This window comes from Paenibacillus qinlingensis, assembly GCF_031455095.1.
Lineage (GTDB): Bacteria > Bacillota > Bacilli > Paenibacillales > NBRC-103111 > Paenibacillus_E > Paenibacillus_E qinlingensis_A.
In genome coordinates, this window is the sequence record NZ_JAVDSB010000001.1 from 858,669 (window position 1) to 874,950 (window position 16,282).

The window sequence follows — 16,282 nt, forward strand, 5'->3', positions numbered from 1 at the left end:
ATGGTTGGCTTTATCGGCATCTTGGCTGTAGGGCTAACCGCTTGCTCGTTCATCGGAGCGAGTCGTACACCCATGGATCAAGCTAGCCCGCAGATCGATAGTAAACCAAGTCCAACGCGAATCGTCCGTGCGGATAAGCGTGTGGTCGTTGGATTATCCATCGACACATTGCTGGAAGAACGTTGGCAAAAGGATCGTGATTTGTTCAAAGCTGCGGTAGAAAGGCTTGGTGCTCATATCGAAGTTCAAGCCGCGAATGGCGACGATGCCTTGCAGCTAGCTCAGGCAGAAAACCTGATATCACGCGGCGTTGATGTTCTTGTCGTTGTGCCGCACAACGCGGAGGTATCCGCAGCGATTGTAGAGAAGGCACATAAGTCAGGCATTAAGGTCATCTCCTATGACCGATTAATTGTCAATTCGGATGTCGATTTATATATCTCCTTCGATAATGAGAAGGCTGGGGAGTTACAGGCCAAAGCAATTGTCAAAAAGGCGCCCAAGGGGAACTATGTGCTCATTGAAGGCGCGGATACGGACAATAATGCCCATATGTTCAAAAAAGGGCAAATGAACATTTTGAAACCCCTTGTCGAGAAGGGGGATATTAACATCGTATTTGATCAAGCGACCAAAGAGTGGAAACCAGCGAATGCGAAAGCGAATATGGAGCGGGCTTTGCTGGCGAATCAGAACAAAGTGGATGCGGTTGTTGCCGCCAATGACGCCACAGCAGGTGGTGTTATTCAGGCCTTAGCTGCCCAGAACATGGCAGGTCATATTCCTGTCTCTGGGCAAGATGCGGAGCTGGCAGCTGCGCAGCGAATCGTCGAGGGTACACAAACGATGACGGTGTATAAGCCGATTAAGAAGCTTGCAGAAACGGCAGCTGAGCTTGCTGTGAAGATGGCGAAGGGTGAAAATGTCCATGCGGATAAGAAAGTAAACAATAAGAAAATGGATGTTCCCTCCATTTTGCTTGAACCGATTGCCGTTGATCAATCGAATATGGATGCTACGATCATTGCAGATGGCTTCCACGTGAGAGAAGACGTATATAAAAATGTGATACAAAGACAAATGACAAATTAGTATAGCAATGTTAAAAAAAGTGCTAATATAAAGCGGTTACATTGGAAAATCCCGGTGATATACTCAGTTTGTAGTTGGCGCACAGCCAAAACAAATGAGAGGGGTATTACAAATGAAACGAAGTGTGAAAGCGATTTCTTTAATGGTAGTGGTCATGTTTCTAGCCGTGATGGTTGCAGCATGTGGGAACTCCGGCAGTTCCAAAGTTAGCGTTGGGATTGTATTACCTACCAAAGACGAGCCAAGATGGGTTCAAGATGAGCAACGCTTCAAAGACGCATTGAAAGGATCGAAATATACAACGGAAATCTTGTTCAGCCAAGGTTCTTCGGCGAAAGAAAAAGAAAATGTGGATGCTTTGATTGCCAAAGGTATTAAAGTATTGATCATTTGTCCGCAAGATGGTGATGCAGCAGCAGCTGCAGTAGAATCCGCTAAGAAAGCCGGTATCCAAGTTATTTCCTACGACCGTTTGATTACAAAAACAGATGCGGTTAACTACTATGTGACTTTCGATAGTATCGCTGTAGGTAAGGCACAAGCACAGTACTTAGTTGATAAAGCTAAAAAAGGTCAACCGTTGTACCTGTATGCAGGTGCAGCATCTGACAATAATGCGTTCTTATTCTTCGAAGGTGCATGGCAAGTGCTTCAACCGAAAATTGCCGATGGCACATTCAAAATTGCCAACTCCAGTGAAGCTGTTGCTCTAAAAGGTAACGCCAAATTGACTCGTGAGCAAATGAGTAAAATTATCGGTCAAGTAACAACGAACTGGGATGCGAACGAAGCGAAAAACAAAGCTCAAACGCATTTGACAGCGGCTGCAGCAGATATGAAAGGCGATGTTGCGATTCTAGCTCCAAATGATGGTACAGCTCGTTCCATCGCGGATGTATTTTTCTCCGATAAGGCTGTTACGAAGTTCCTTGTAACAGGCCAAGATGCAGAGAAAGCTTCCATTCAATATGTTATTGATGGTAAACAATCCATGACGGTATTCAAAGATGTTCGAACACTCGTTAAAGATGCAATGGGAATGGCTGTTGCGATCCTAGATGGCAAAACGCCTGAAACAACAGGATCCTATAACAATGGAAAAATTGATGTTAAAGCGAAACAAACGAATGTCATCGTTGTTGATAAAGCGAACGTTAAATCCGCACTTGTAGATTCAGCCTACTACCAAGCATCCGATTTCAAAGGCTTGTAAGTGTAAGATCACATAGCTTGGATGGAATAGTGATAGATACGTCTATCACTATTCCTCTATTCCAAGAGTCGTTCGGCTAAGGAGCGCTTGATAATGAGCAAATATATATTAGAGATGAATAACATTTCCAAGGAATTCACGGGTGTGAAGGCACTAGCGAACGTTAATTTTAAAGTTAATTCCGGTGAAATTCATTGTTTAGTCGGTGAAAATGGTGCAGGCAAATCTACCTTGATGAAGGTACTCAGCGGCGTGTATCCGCATGGCACTTACACGGGAGATATTGTTTTTGAAGGCAAGGTTCAGCAATTTGCGAAAATCAGCGACAGCGTGAAGACCGGTATCGCCATTATTTATCAAGAGTTAGCGTTATTCCCCGACCTCACCGTGTATGAGAACATTTATGCTGGTAATGAAGTAAAAAAAGGCCTCATGGTTGATTGGAATCAAACGATTCGTCAAGCCAAAGAAATGCTTCAGAAAGTGAAGCTAGATGTAAACCCGGAAGTTCTCGTGAAGGATTTGGGTGTTGGGAAGCAGCAACTTGTGGAAATCGCCAAAGCCTTGAGCAAGGATGTGAAGCTGCTTATTCTAGATGAACCAACAGCTGCGCTCAATGAGAAAGAAAGCGAGAATTTGCTTGATCTGCTGCGAGAACTAAAAAAGCAAGGCATTACGAGCATTATGATTTCGCATAAGCTTAAAGAAGTGACGGCGATTGCCGATCAACTCACCGTGTTACGAGATGGTAGAACGATCTGTACCTTGGATGCATCCAAAGGTGAGATTTCGGAAAGCGTCATCATCAAAAACATGGTAGGCCGTGAAATCGATGACATTTATCCAAAAAGAATGACGAAGTCCTTCGGTACGAACATTCTCGAGATCCAAAATTGGACGGCGTATGATCCACAGTTGGGCCGTGACGTTGTGAAAGATGTTAATTTGCATATTAAAAAGGGTGAAATAGTCGGCATTGCAGGTTTGATGGGCTCAGGTCGAACGGAGCTGGCACAAAGTATATTCGGCAATCCCAAAGGGTATAAGCTCCGCGGAGATCTTCTTATGGAAGGTGTTCCACATAACTTTCACCATCCGAAAGATGCCATCAAGTCAGGCATTGCTTATGTGACGGAGGATCGCAAAGGGGACGGCTTATTCCTCATTCAAGATATAAAGCAAAACATTTCCGTCGCCAACTTGAATGATATCTCAGAAAATGGTGTCATCAACAATAATGAAGAAGTGAAAATTTCTAATCATTATAAGCAATCTATGAACATAAAGGCGCCTTCCGTTGAGCAAATTGTTGGTAATCTGAGCGGGGGAAATCAACAGAAAGTATCACTCGGCAAATGGTTGTTTGTGAATCCGAGCCTGCTCATCTTAGATGAACCTACTCGCGGCATTGATGTTGGGGCCAAATATGAAATTTATACGATCATGAACAAGCTGATCAGCGATGGAATGAGCATCATTATGATCTCATCGGAGCTCAGCGAAGTCTTGGGCATGAGTGACCGTGTATACGTGATGGCTGAAGGTAAAATAAAAGGCGAGCTATCCATCGAGGATGCGGATCAAGAAATGATTATGAAGCTTGCGACGCAATAGGAGGAAGACCAGTGCAATTTTATAGTGAAGCCAAATCGCTAATCAAAGTGAATATTCGAGAATATGGGATGTACATTGCCCTATTCATCATCATGCTGACGTTCTCCATCATGACGGATGGATTGTTCATGTCCTCACGCAATATAAGTAATCTAATTGACGCTACAGGCTACATTGCCGTTCTAGCCGTGGGAATGACGTTAGTCATTGTCATCCGACATATTGATTTATCTGTTGGATTTGCAGCTGGCTTCCTGGGGGCAATTGCTGCCGTGCTTCTGTCACAAGCAGGAGTTCCTTTCTATATCACGATTCCAATTATTCTTGTACTTGGTATTGTCGTAGGATTATTTAATGGGTTGTTAGTCGCACAGTTCGGTATACCTTCCTTTGTGGCTTCCCTCGCAGGTATGCTGATATTTAGAGGCGCTCTCCTGCGCGTAACAGAGAAAACGGGTACGATTATCATTAAAGATGAGAACTTCAACGCAATTGGGAATGGCTTTATTCCTGCCATAGCGAAGGTTGGCGGGTTGAATCTCCTCTCCTTGATACTAGGCGCCTTGATGATCATTCTGTATATGTACAGTGAAATTTCCAAACGAAATAACAAGCTGAAATACAATTTTGAAGTCGTTTCTTCCAACATTTTTACCGTGAAGGTCATTTTCGTTTCGGCAATCGTTGCCTATATTACATGGATTCTAGCTGGGTACAACGGCTTTTCTTGGACGGTCATCGTAGTCTTGATTGTGGTTGCGGTGTATCATTTCTTAACAACTTCGACCGTGTTAGGCAGACATATTTATGCCGTTGGCAGCAATCCCGAGGCAGCGAATTTAAGCGGGATTAGTGTGAAGAAAATTACGTATATCGTGTTTGGATCTATGGGGTTGCTATCCGCTCTTTCGGGCATTCTCTTTACGGCAAGATTGCAATCCGCGACGACAACCGCCGGAACCTTATTCGAACTTGATGCGATAGCAGCTGCCTACGTGGGCGGTGTATCGGCAGCGGGCGGGGTTGGAAAAGTGACAGGCTCCATCATTGGAGCGATTGTTATGGCTTCTTTATCCAGTGGGATGAATCTCATGGGTATTGGTATTTCCTATCAATACATGATACGTGGTGCGGTATTGGCAATCGCAGTTATCTTCGATGTCGTTACGAGAAAGAAGAGGGCGTAAGGATGGTGGCCGTAGAGGAGGGACTGGGGAATGGCCATTTATACGCCGCAAGGGCTCAAAATAAATCTTGACGATTCCACAAGCTTTGGTCTTATGGCGAGATTGTATCCAGAAGTAAAACCAGATAGCATTCTAAAAACCACAGAATCGATTAGTGTCATGACTTCTTCCTTAGGTTTTTTTACTGGGATTTTGTGTTTCGTGCTGCGATTAAGCCCTTCGAATATTGGCATATGTACGCTGTTTTCTATGATAATAGGGATTCTATTAACAAATAAAGGAATCGTTTGGTTTCCATTTATTCAGCTTGGCGCGTTGTTCTCCCATATCTATGGTATTTTTCTTCCTACGATAATTGCAACTGCTATTGGATTGATCCTGACTGGTTGGGCAGGTGTTCTTTCCTATCTGCTAACACGATTTGTTGCATCAGGCATTGCACTCATTGTTGGGATGGGCTTCGCGCAACATGCTGCCTTCAAGCATGGGCATGCAATTAGCACTGCGGAACGAAATTTTTTCAATGCTTATCGGTATCATGCATTTCAACTTGGTAAGTCCATGAGCTTGGAGTTGTCTTACCAAGAGTTGCAGGAAACCTTTTGGCGAGAGACGCATACGGATTATATTCAAAATGATCAAAAAAAGCAGCTGCGTTTACGCTCCTAGCTTAGTATGAAGCGTGGTTCCAGCGCAGGGTCTTCGCTATTTTTGAAAGTTAGAACGATAGAATAAAAGCGACTCCGAGATACCATCCTATGTGTAGCTGTTTAATATTTGTGTAAGCAGTTTATAGTTTACACATAGGAGGGGATTTACTTGAAATTAACTTCGGAGCAGATGATCACGCTGCATGGCTTTAATAATTTAACCAAATCGCTAAGTTTTAATATGTATGATATCTGTTTCACCAAGACTAGAGAAGAGCGCGAAGCCTACATAGCGTATATTGATAAACAATATAATGCGGATCGTTTGACAGCTTTATTGAACACGGTTGCTGACATTATTGGGGCTCACGTCTTGAATATAGCGAAGCAGGATTATATCCCTCAGGGAGCTAGCGTGACCATGCTTGTGTCGGAAGGTCCCATTGAGCAGGAACCAAGTGAATCGTTCGAAGAATCACCGGGACCGCTTCCTGAGGCTGTTGTGATGCATCTGAATACGAGTCACATTACGGTACATACGTATCCTGAATATCACCCTGACGAAGGCATCAGCACCTTCCGAGCAGATATTGATGTCTCAACATGTGGAGAGATATCGCCGCTTAAAGCGTTGAATTTTCTAATTCGCTCTTTCGATAACGATATTCTGACGATGGATTACAGAGTCAGAGGGTTCACACGCGATATAAGTGGACATAAGCTGTTTATTGATCATGAGATTAGCTCCATTCAAAATTACATCCCTGAGGAAATTCAAGATTTATATCAGATGATCGATGTCAATGTCTATCAAGAAAATATATTTCATACCAAGTGCAAGCTTCGCGAGTTTGATCTGAACAATTATTTGTTTGGATACACGAAGGATACGCTTAGCAAAGAGGAGCAGCTAGAAATCGAGAAAAGCGTCAAATGGGAGATGGATGAGATCTTCTATGGGAAAAATATGATTTTTAATTGAATTTACACCAAAAAACCTGTCGCGTGTAGGACAGGTTTTTTGGTATTGTGCGATCTACGTAAGAAGATAAGGGGCAATCGCTGTTCGGAACACGTGCAAGGGGATCTTTTTCTTAACGCGTTGATCATTGGTCAACACGATAACAGCTTCGAGACTAGGTACGATATAGATGGCTTGTCCTCCGAAGCCATAGGCATTGAAGTAGTCGAAGGAGGGCGTGTTCAACCCAGTACCAGTCTGATCGGGATAGGTATCTGTCCACCAGTGCCAGCCATAGCTGCCGCGACGGGGGGATTCTGCATGAATGGCAGGTTGCGTAGAGCGATGGATAAGTGCTTGGGAAATAATCTGCTGGTTCCCCCATCTACCTTGCTGCGCGTAGAGTTGGCCGAATTTAAGCATATCCAAGGGACGCATAGACATCCCGAATCCACCTGTATGTATGCCTTGAGGATCTTGTTCCCATGTATAGGACTCAATGCCAAGCGGTCCAAATAAATGGTTCTCGGCATAGCGAGCAACGGACATACCCGTTACTTCCCTGAGGATAGCTGCCAATAATTGCGAACCGCCAGAGTTATAGGTCATTCGCGTGCCTGGCACATCGGCTAAGGGTTGATCTAAGACGAAATTCACCCAATGTGGTGTTCGTGTCATAGAAGGAAAGGAGTTTTGCCCTCCAAATTCGGTCCAATTGATTCCGGAAGTCATTGTTAATAGATGAAGTAATGTAATATCAGCTTTTTGCGATTGTGGGTCGTTGGCCAGTTGTGGGAAAAAGAAGGACACTGGTGTAGATGGATCTGGCAATAATCCTTGATCCAAAGCGATACAACAAAGTGCAGAAAGAATGCTTTTGGTGCATGAATTGATTTTGTCTAAGGCATCTGCAAGTTGCGGTTCTCGATATTGTTCAAAAAGCAGTTGGCCTTGTTGACTGATCAAACAACTCACGAGATTGACTGGTTCTAAAGTCTCAGTTATTTTTTGAAAGTTCATGACATCCTTCTTTATGTATTCGACATTGTTCTAAAATTAGGAGGATTTACCTTAGGATCGTTTAGGTTCCTATGATAAAATTTAACTTACATAACTACTTTTGTTTAAGAAACGGAGCTGCTGGAATTCATGCGAATGAACAGGAATTTCATAATTCTTAGCCTCGTTTTGATGGGTATAGCCGCCATTTATACTATGTATCACGTTACGATGGGGAATAGTCTGCAGAGACAGCCCAATAGCCAATACGGTAAGACGATGCCAATTTCAAAAAATCGCGAATTGTTGATTAGCTTTATCCAAAATAAGCTTACTAGTAAGTATGGCACTTATACAAATCTGCTGGATACGGATCAAAATGGAGCCGCGGCATCTGGACACGAGGTCTTGAGTGAATCCGCAGGACTTTGGATGCGCTATTACGCGCTCACAGGACAGCAAGATAAGTTTGATGCACAGTGGCAGCAAGCCAGGCGTATTTTTGATACATCGATTGGCTTTAGTTACCGTTTCAGTCCGAAACAAAATAGACTGTCCCCGATGAATGCAAGTGTTGATGATTTGCGCATCATTCGTGCTTTAGATGAAGCTTCAATCGCTTTTGGTACGAAGAGCTATAACAAGGAAGCCAAAGCTTTCGGAAACCGTTTGTATGAACATAATGTTGTGAATGGTCAATTGCGAGATTTCTATGATCCCACCTACAAAGTGACCAATTCGTTCCTTACTTTATGCTACATAGATGCGGCATCTTTGGAACTTGCTTCGGTATCTAGGAAGAAAAAAACGACACTTGAATCGAACATGCTGCAGATTGCCCAGAAGGGCTACTTGTCAGATGCGTTCCCATTTTACCAAACACGCTTTGATTTCACTACGAATCAATATCAATCTGAGCGTATCAGTACCGTGGAATCATTGCTAACGATTTTGAATTTGGCTGAAGTTCAGCAACAAAAAGCGGGAAGTATTCGTTATATCAAAGAACGAGTCAAAGCAGGGACTTTATACGGGCAATACGATCTGGACGGAAAACCTTTAAACAACATTCGGTCAACAGCGATTTATGCAATATCCGCTATGATTGGCTCGGTCATCAAGGATCAAGAGTTGTATACAGATAGCATTCTCCAAATGAATGAGTTTCAAATACAGGATCCTCAGAGTCCGCTATATGGCGGATTCGGGGATACCCGCAATGGACAAGCCTATTCCTTCGATAATTTGATGGCGTTGTTAGCATACGTGTATTGACAGAAAGGAGTACGATCACATGTGGAACAATCGCGTGGTGAAAACCGTGCTCCGTATTGTGTCTCCAGCCAGTTTTGCCGCTATAAGCGTGCTCCTAATTACGGTGATTGCACTGTTTACGCCTCCCTATATTGGGATGGCTGATAATGGGGACTATGCACGTATTTTGAATGGTCTATACGTGAACGATCCTACCTATACGAGCCAATACTTTGGTTATTTTATCAAAACTTTTGGTATTTTTCAGTACTATAACGAGAATAGTGCTTCCATATTTTCCACACAAACGTTTTTCATGAAAGCCGCTATTCTCATCAATCAACTTTTGTATCGTGAAGATATGTTTGATATTCGCTTTCAAGCGGGTATGTATGTGATGTTATATATAGGCGCGATCTATTTGCTCGTCGAAGCACTGACTTGGAAAATGTCAAAGAAGCTAGGCTATTTGATGGCTGCCCTCGTTATTTTTATGTTAGGTGATACAGGGTATACAGCTTATTTTAGCTCATTTTATGGAGAGAGCGTAGTGCTGATCATGACGGTGTACATGGTCGCTTTCGGCGTACTTCTCTATCGAAAACGATATAATGACTATCTGATGATCATCTTATTTGTCCTTAGTGCCATGATTTTGACAGCAAGTAAACAGCAAAATGCTCCTGTTGGTATGATTGCTGCTCCTATTGGCATTTTCTTCATTTATTTAAGGAAGAATGCCTTGTACCGCGTCGTGACATCCGTATTGCTTATCGCATTACTGGGTGTTGGCGTTGGCACCTACGTGCTCATACCGAAGGAGTTTGTCAATATTAACAAATATCATGCCATGACCCGAGGCGTACTCATGGGCGCAGAGAACCCAGAGAATACCCTCAAAGGGTTTGACATCGATAAACAATATGCCATTTTGAATGAAACCGAATATTTCGATGCGTATACAACGGTAAATGTGGAGTCTGAGATCCTTCAGAAACAGTTCTATAGTAAATATGGTTTCGTATCTATTTTAACTTATTACATGATGCATCCGAACCAAGCTGGTCAAATGTTGAATTTGGCTGCGCGCGACGGTTTCAGCATCCGACCCAAAGCAATGGGGAACTATGAGCGATCTGTGGGTAAACCATTTGGCGCACAGACCGTGTTTTTCTCGGGATATAGTCTACTCAAGAGTGCGGTTGCTCCTAAAACATTCGGTTTTGTTTTCCTATGGATTTTAACTATCCTAGGACTGTATTTACCTTCCTTTATATCAGCTATTAGGTCACGTTTATGGAGGAATGCGATTAGGTTGCCACTGATTTTGATGCTAATAGGGATTGGTCTTTCCGGGATTTTTGTGTCGATCATAGGCGCCGGGGACGCGGATCTTGCTAAACATGAATTTTTATTCACGTTAATTTTCGATTTAGTATCGTTGATTACAGTTGTAGATCTCTTCGCAAAGCGCCTATGGAGCCAAGAAACGTGAGCCGCCATTGGATTGAGAAGGGAGGAGACCAAAAGGCATGTTGAAGAGAAACAAAATAAGTACTTCGTTATTGGTATTCGTTCAGTTACTATTTTTTTTCTGCTTACCTAAAGTTACCTCTGCGAATTCAGTGGTGACAGCTCCTGTTTTGATTGTTTATGATAGCTTGGCTATCGGAACACCGTATGAAGGTAATATAGAAGCGCTGCAGCGTATACTAGCATCATTTAGTTCCCAGGTAACGATAACTTCAACGGATAAATATGAGGCAGGAACGCTTCAGAAATTCAGTAAAGTGATTACTATCCATAACTTGGAAGACATTCCGCATTCATCTGAAGCTTTTGACCGTGATATGAAAAGTTACTTTGGAGATTATATGCATATAGGGTATCAACTCCCACAGCTTGTTGCTCAAGAAATGGGGCTAGAGGTACAACAGCACGCCAACGATACTCTGAAAATTACCATGGGTCAACTTACAGAAGATTCAATAATGGCAAAGAACATCTCGTATATCACGAAGTTTAAGGGAACCCCTTATGGGTCTAGCACTTCTGACAACGGGAATGTCAGCTATCCTTTTGGCGTGATTCAGGGTAGAAATGCCTATATTCCGTACATGGTGAAAGGGAATGTCAGCGAACTGGCAACTTCCTTCGTCATGAAGGATTGGTTACATGTGAATACCACAGGGCAGAACTATGTTTTATTAAATGAGATATATCCATTCTCAGATTTGGATGTACTTAATGAGGTTGCCGATCGGTTATATAATGCTGGAATTCCCTTCATTGCGAGCGTCCAACCCGTGTTTAGTAACTTCCAATTCCCCGCGATGCAGCGGTATTTGGAGACATTAAAGCATCTGCAATCGCGAAATGGAAGTATAGTGGTGAATGCACCCGTTGTTGCATCAACAATAAGTCCAGACATCGCTGGCTTAAAATCACAGATGAGTGCTTTTCTTGACGTATTAGCCCAAAAAGAAATTGTTCCTCTTGGCATTAGTTCAGAACTATATTGGACCTATGATCAGCATTATACGGATTATGGATTGTCGATCTTCGATTCAGGCATTGTTTATGATAATCGTAATATTAGGTATCACACACAACGAAATACTTCAAGTGTCTTTCAATCAGCGATGTATACCATTCAGGGGAAGGACATAAACAAGTATGTGAACGCATCTAAAATACGAGATTCCTTACCAATGAACACAGCGTTCGTATATCCGTTTCCAATTGATCGTAAAGAAATGGAAGCCACACTAGACATGTTATTAACAAGCTGGACGACATTTTCGGACTTTAAGAATGCGGAGCATACAGTGAGGACGGCAACGAATGAATTGGCTTCGCATAACGGCCACTTGCAAATCAATGGACAAGTTATCGCATTGAACAATAAGATGGCTGAGGTTGACGCTGATCACACCTACGTGCAAGAAGTGAAGAAAAGCTTCAAAACTTTATTTTCAGTCCAAAATAACATTTTTATTGCCCTTATCCTCATGACGCTTCTTATTTTCATGGTATTTCTCATTATTGGTTACCGTCTGTATAGACGCAAATTCATGCATCAGGAGAAGTCATTATGACAATCGCAGATATTCTCATGCTAATCGCCGTCTTCTGTATTTGGTCGCTCCTCTTGGTCAATGTGGGTTTGATTGTCGCGGGGTACATGTACTATATACAAATTGAGAATAAACCAGTTGCTCCCGTGGAAGGGGAGTATCCCTTCGTAAGTATCATGGTGCCTGCACACAATGAAGCGAAGGTTATTACCAAAACCGTAGAATCCCTGCTGGCGCTCTCTTATCCACAGGATCGTTATGAGATTATTGTCATCAATGATAATTCCTCCGATAATAGCAGTGTGTTATTAGGTAAGCTGCAAGAGAATTATCCTGGGCGCAATCTGATCATCTTGAATACGGATAATGTGGTAGGGGGAAAAGGGAAGTCCAATGCTTTGAATTTGGGACTAAAGGTCAGCAAAGGCGAACTTATTGCCATTTATGATGCAGATAACACGCCTGAGAAAACAGCGTTGCTATATTTAGTATCTGAAATTACGCAGGATGCAACGTTAGGAGCTGTTATCGGGAAATTTCGAACGCGTAATCGAGATGCTAGCCTTTTAACTCGTTTTATCAATATCGAGACGTTATCTTTTCAATGGATGGCGCAGGCAGGACGATGGAAGTTATTCAAGTTATGTACGATTCCTGGTACGAACTTCATTATTCGGAGATCGATTATCGAGGAGATGGGTGGCTGGGATGTAAAGGCAATTGCGGAAGATACTGAAATTAGTTTTCGTATCTATTTGATGGGATATAAGATTAAATTTCAGCCCAAGTCGGTAACATGGGAGCAAGAACCTCAAACCGTCAAGGTTTGGTTTAAACAGCGAACAAGGTGGGCCAAGGGAAACATTTATGTCATCGTCAAAAACATACCTTTGTTATTCAAGCGATCAGCGAAGAACATTCATTTTGACATTTTATACTACCTCTCCATTTATGTCTTACTATTAACCTCACTTGTGATGTCTGATTTACTTCTAATACTTCATGCATTGGGTTATGTGAGAACAACGATAGCAAGTTTTAGCTCCTTCTTATGGGGGCTGGCCATCATCTTATTCATTGTAGGAACATTTATTACGCTTGTGACTGAAAAAGGGGAAATGAAACTTTCTAACGTTTGGATTATTATGCTCATGTATGTGTCCTATTGTCAGATGTGGATGGTTGTAGCTGCATATGGCATGTACGCTTATTTGAAAGATTTGGTTTTCAAGCGAGAAGCCAAATGGTATAAAACCGAGAGGTATTAGATAGGGGGGATCATTGATGAGAAAACGATGGCTGTTGATTGCAACCGTTGGTCTGTTTGCCTTGCTGCATGTATGTCAATCTTCAGCTTGGGCTGAAGAAATTGCCCCTGCTGGGACGAGACAATACCAAACCAATTTTGCAGACACATCGTTAATTGGCGGTATAACCTATACGCAGCAGGTTTTTCAAGTTGAAAACTATTGGAACGTAGAGAGTGTAGAGATTCATCTTGACTATGAAGTTTCACGCCTTATGCAGAATGACCGTTCCAGTGTGACGTTATCGTTGAATGGGAAGCCATTTCATTCTTTTCGTCCAGTCATGCAAGAAGCGAAACAGCAGTTGACGGTCTTAGTACCCGTAGCGTATATCGTGAAAGGCGGGAACACGCTAACGGTTCAAGGACATTTCGAAACAACTGCACCTCTTACAGTGAATGCTTGTTTGCCGACGGATACGAGAGATAATTGGTTACAGATTGCCAAAACCTCGCGGATCTCTGTGAATTACACGAATACTCCGATTCAAACGAGCATCCGTGATTTTAATGAACATTTTATCGGTTTGGATACGATTAAAGAAGGTCAGAATGCCATTGCAGTTACAGAAGGGGAAAGCAACTTGTCTGTCCTTGAGGCGGCAACCTACGCGCTTTCTGGATTCGCAAAAGTAAATCCTGTGTCGGATAATGGGATTCCGATTGTTTCCTATAATACGAATAATTTGAAGTTGAAGCAGGCAATCATTCTTATCTCGTTCTATAATGATCTACCTGAGGAAGTGAAGTCGGCTTTTCAATCGGAGAATCTTGATAATAAGGCTTTAATTAAATTGGTTACCGTTGCGGGACGTCCAACCTTAGTAGTGACTTCAACGGACACTGCGATGCTAGTTAAAGCGGGGCGTCTAGTAGGAAACCAGGCCTTGCTAAGTCAACTGGATACAGATCGAAAAGAAGTAGATGGAGCGACTGAGGTAGAGACACCAGCAGTGAGCATTAGCCGTAACATCACCTTAACGGAAACCGGTGATAAGCTTCAAGGAGATCATCATCGTGAGAAGGAGTACTACATATCACTCCCTGGTAACCGTTCGATTGCAGAGGCGAGTAAATTAAGCATTAAGTATCGATATGCGAAAAACCTAGATTTCGACCGCTCCATGGTGACTATTCTAATCAATGATACACCTATTGGCAGTAAGAGGTTGTCCACCGAACTTGCAGACAATGATCATATGGATATTACGATTCCTAAAACGCTGAATAGTAGTGGGAATTTTTCAGTAAAAGTTGCTTTTGATTTGGAACTTAAGAATGCAGGATGTATAGAGAATCCGGATCAAATGCCGTGGGCGTTTGTTGACAAAGAATCCATGCTGCAGCTGAATACCAAAGATAGAGCGGATATGCTGTTCAACAATTACCCTTACCCATTTTTGCGCGATGGCAGCTATAATCAAGTGGCCGTCGTATTGCCCAAAGAGCATGATACATATCTATATCAAACGCTTTCGAATATCTTCAACTTGTTAGGTCGTTATGCACAGACGAATACCGGGGAAGTCCTATTTTATCAAGATAATGTCGCGGTATCACAACTTAAAGGCCGCGAGATCATCGCTATCGGCAGTTATCAGAATAACCAAGTCATTCGAACGAATAATGAAAAGTTATATTTTCGATATAACCAAAGTGGGACGGGCTTTATGTCCAACGAAAAAATGAGCATCGAGGCTAACTATGGCAAGCAAATTGGTTCTTTACAATTGATCGATTCGCCTTACGCTAGCGGCTTCGGGCTGCTTGCTATCACAGGAAGTCGCACAGAGTACGCCTATCTGGCATCTAAGCTGATCGGTTCAGAAGGAACCCTATGGAAAGTATTCGGTGATGGCGCTGTAACCGATATAGATGGGCATATCGAAGCTTTTCGTTTTAAGAAAGTTACAACGGCAGAACCACCTTCAGTACTTAACGATGTCATGGAGCGTAAAGATGTGTTAGGTTTCATGATTGCAGTCGTCCTTGTTGCTTTAATAGTGCTCCTTTCACTCATTCTATTGATCCGCAAGTATCGGAAGAAGCGGAGGGATCGATCATGAGGCGAATACAGGGCAATATGGTTTCGGATGGCGCATTCATTTTGCTGATCATTGTCTGTTTTATTTGTATTGTATTTACGGCGGGGAACCCCAACCTCTATATTCAAAATATTATATTTCTGAATATCGCCTTATTAATTGCGATTGTTACCTACTTTACAAACGTAACAACGGGATTGATATTGAATATAATTTTCATCTTCGGTTACGGCACATACACGCTCTATCAAACGATTGTTGTAGGCGGGCTGATCAGTACACAAAATTACTTCTGGCTCATTATGACACCCTTATTCACCATTTCAACATGGTTGCTTACCTACGGGAACCGTCAGCTTCAGTTGGAGAATGAACAGTTACAGAAGGCCAACAAGTACCTGGCAACCGTAGATGCCAAAACGAGCTTAAAGAATACATTCTCGTTTCAATCCGATGCGACCATCTTCATGGCGTTGTCTGTGCGTTATCACATTCCGTTAACCCTGTTAGTCTTCAGTGTGAAATACTGGGATGAGATTCGGCGTATTATTGGGGAAGAGCAGCTGATGGAAGCGGTCCTTGACCTTTCTCAAATGAGTCAAACTAGTATCCGAACGAATGATTCCCTCTATTTGCTGAATCAGGAGAATCCGATGTGGGGGATGCTATTGTTTACGGATCGACCTGGCGCATCCATTGTGATTGATCGGCTCAGGAATAACGTCGAAGAACGAAACCGGAACGAATATAGGGACAAATTTCGAGTAGAGCTTATTCTGAAGATGGGGGCTGTCGAGTATGATGCGCAGCAAGTATCCAACCCATTGGAATTTATTACACTCGCTAAAAAGCAGGTGGAATTTGATGTGTAGATGGGGGAGAAA

The 16,282-nt window shown here is 42.6% G+C and carries 13 protein-coding genes; 12 read left to right on the forward strand and 1 reads right to left on the reverse strand.

Annotated features, from left to right (window positions below):
• The 6 genes from xylF (at position 1) to speD (ending at position 6,738) form a co-directional block, all read left to right on the forward strand.
• Positions 1-1,092 (forward strand): D-xylose ABC transporter substrate-binding protein, encoded by a 1,092-nt coding sequence (gene xylF / locus J2736_RS03850; RefSeq protein ID WP_397340155.1) that lies wholly within the window; start codon positions 1-3, stop codon positions 1,090-1,092.
• A gap of 112 nt (positions 1,093-1,204) precedes the next feature.
• Complete coding sequence (locus tag J2736_RS03855; RefSeq protein WP_310223704.1) at positions 1,205-2,305, forward strand: sugar ABC transporter substrate-binding protein; 1,101 nt, start codon at positions 1,205-1,207, stop codon at positions 2,303-2,305.
• Positions 2,306-2,398: 93 nt separating this feature from the next.
• On the forward strand, positions 2,399-3,919 hold the full coding sequence (locus J2736_RS03860) for an ATP-binding cassette domain-containing protein (protein ID WP_310223706.1): 1,521 nt from the start codon (positions 2,399-2,401) through the stop codon (positions 3,917-3,919).
• A gap of 11 nt (positions 3,920-3,930) precedes the next feature.
• A complete protein-coding gene (locus tag J2736_RS03865; RefSeq protein ID WP_310223708.1) occupies positions 3,931-5,106 on the forward strand; it encodes a sugar ABC transporter permease in 1,176 nt (391 codons plus the stop codon).
• Positions 5,107-5,136: 30 nt separating this feature from the next.
• Entirely contained in the window at positions 5,137-5,775 is a 639-nt protein-coding gene (locus tag J2736_RS03870; protein WP_310223710.1) for a hypothetical protein, read from the forward strand.
• Positions 5,776-5,925: 150 nt separating this feature from the next.
• The gene (gene speD, locus J2736_RS03875) at positions 5,926-6,738 is read left to right on the forward strand and encodes an adenosylmethionine decarboxylase (protein ID WP_310223712.1); all 813 of its coding nucleotides are present in this window, start codon (positions 5,926-5,928) and stop codon (positions 6,736-6,738) included.
• Between the two features lie 54 nt (positions 6,739-6,792).
• Here speD and J2736_RS03880 read toward each other — a convergent pair whose 3' ends face one another.
• Positions 6,793-7,737: a serine hydrolase domain-containing protein gene (locus tag J2736_RS03880; protein WP_310223714.1), complete on the reverse strand. Its 945-nt coding sequence runs from the start codon at positions 7,735-7,737 to the stop codon at positions 6,793-6,795.
• Positions 7,738-7,908: 171 nt separating this feature from the next.
• Here J2736_RS03880 and J2736_RS03885 point away from each other — a divergent pair, with 171 nt between their 5' ends.
• The 6 genes from J2736_RS03885 to J2736_RS03910 are packed head-to-tail and all read left to right on the forward strand — an operon-like array spanning position 7,909 to position 16,270.
• Positions 7,909-8,991 (forward strand): hypothetical protein, encoded by a 1,083-nt coding sequence (locus tag J2736_RS03885; RefSeq protein ID WP_310223716.1) that lies wholly within the window; start codon positions 7,909-7,911, stop codon positions 8,989-8,991.
• Between the two features lie 19 nt (positions 8,992-9,010).
• Entirely contained in the window at positions 9,011-10,465 is a 1,455-nt protein-coding gene (gene wsfD, locus J2736_RS03890) for a glycan biosynthesis hexose transferase WsfD (protein ID WP_310223718.1), read from the forward strand.
• A gap of 37 nt (positions 10,466-10,502) precedes the next feature.
• Positions 10,503-12,068: a hypothetical protein gene (locus J2736_RS03895; protein ID WP_310223720.1), complete on the forward strand. Its 1,566-nt coding sequence runs from the start codon at positions 10,503-10,505 to the stop codon at positions 12,066-12,068.
• Entirely contained in the window at positions 12,065-13,315 is a 1,251-nt protein-coding gene (locus J2736_RS03900) for a glycosyltransferase family 2 protein (RefSeq protein ID WP_310223722.1), read from the forward strand. Before J2736_RS03895 ends, J2736_RS03900 begins: the two co-directional genes overlap by 4 nt.
• A 16-nt stretch (positions 13,316-13,331) precedes the next feature.
• Positions 13,332-15,419 carry a cellulose biosynthesis cyclic di-GMP-binding regulatory protein BcsB gene (locus tag J2736_RS03905; protein WP_310223726.1) on the forward strand — a complete coding sequence of 696 codons (2,088 nt, stop codon included), beginning with the start codon at positions 13,332-13,334 and terminating at the stop codon, positions 15,417-15,419.
• The gene (locus tag J2736_RS03910) at positions 15,416-16,270 is read left to right on the forward strand and encodes a GGDEF domain-containing protein (RefSeq protein ID WP_310223728.1); all 855 of its coding nucleotides are present in this window, start codon (positions 15,416-15,418) and stop codon (positions 16,268-16,270) included. Before J2736_RS03905 ends, J2736_RS03910 begins: the two co-directional genes overlap by 4 nt.
• Positions 16,271-16,282 lie beyond the last annotated feature (12 nt).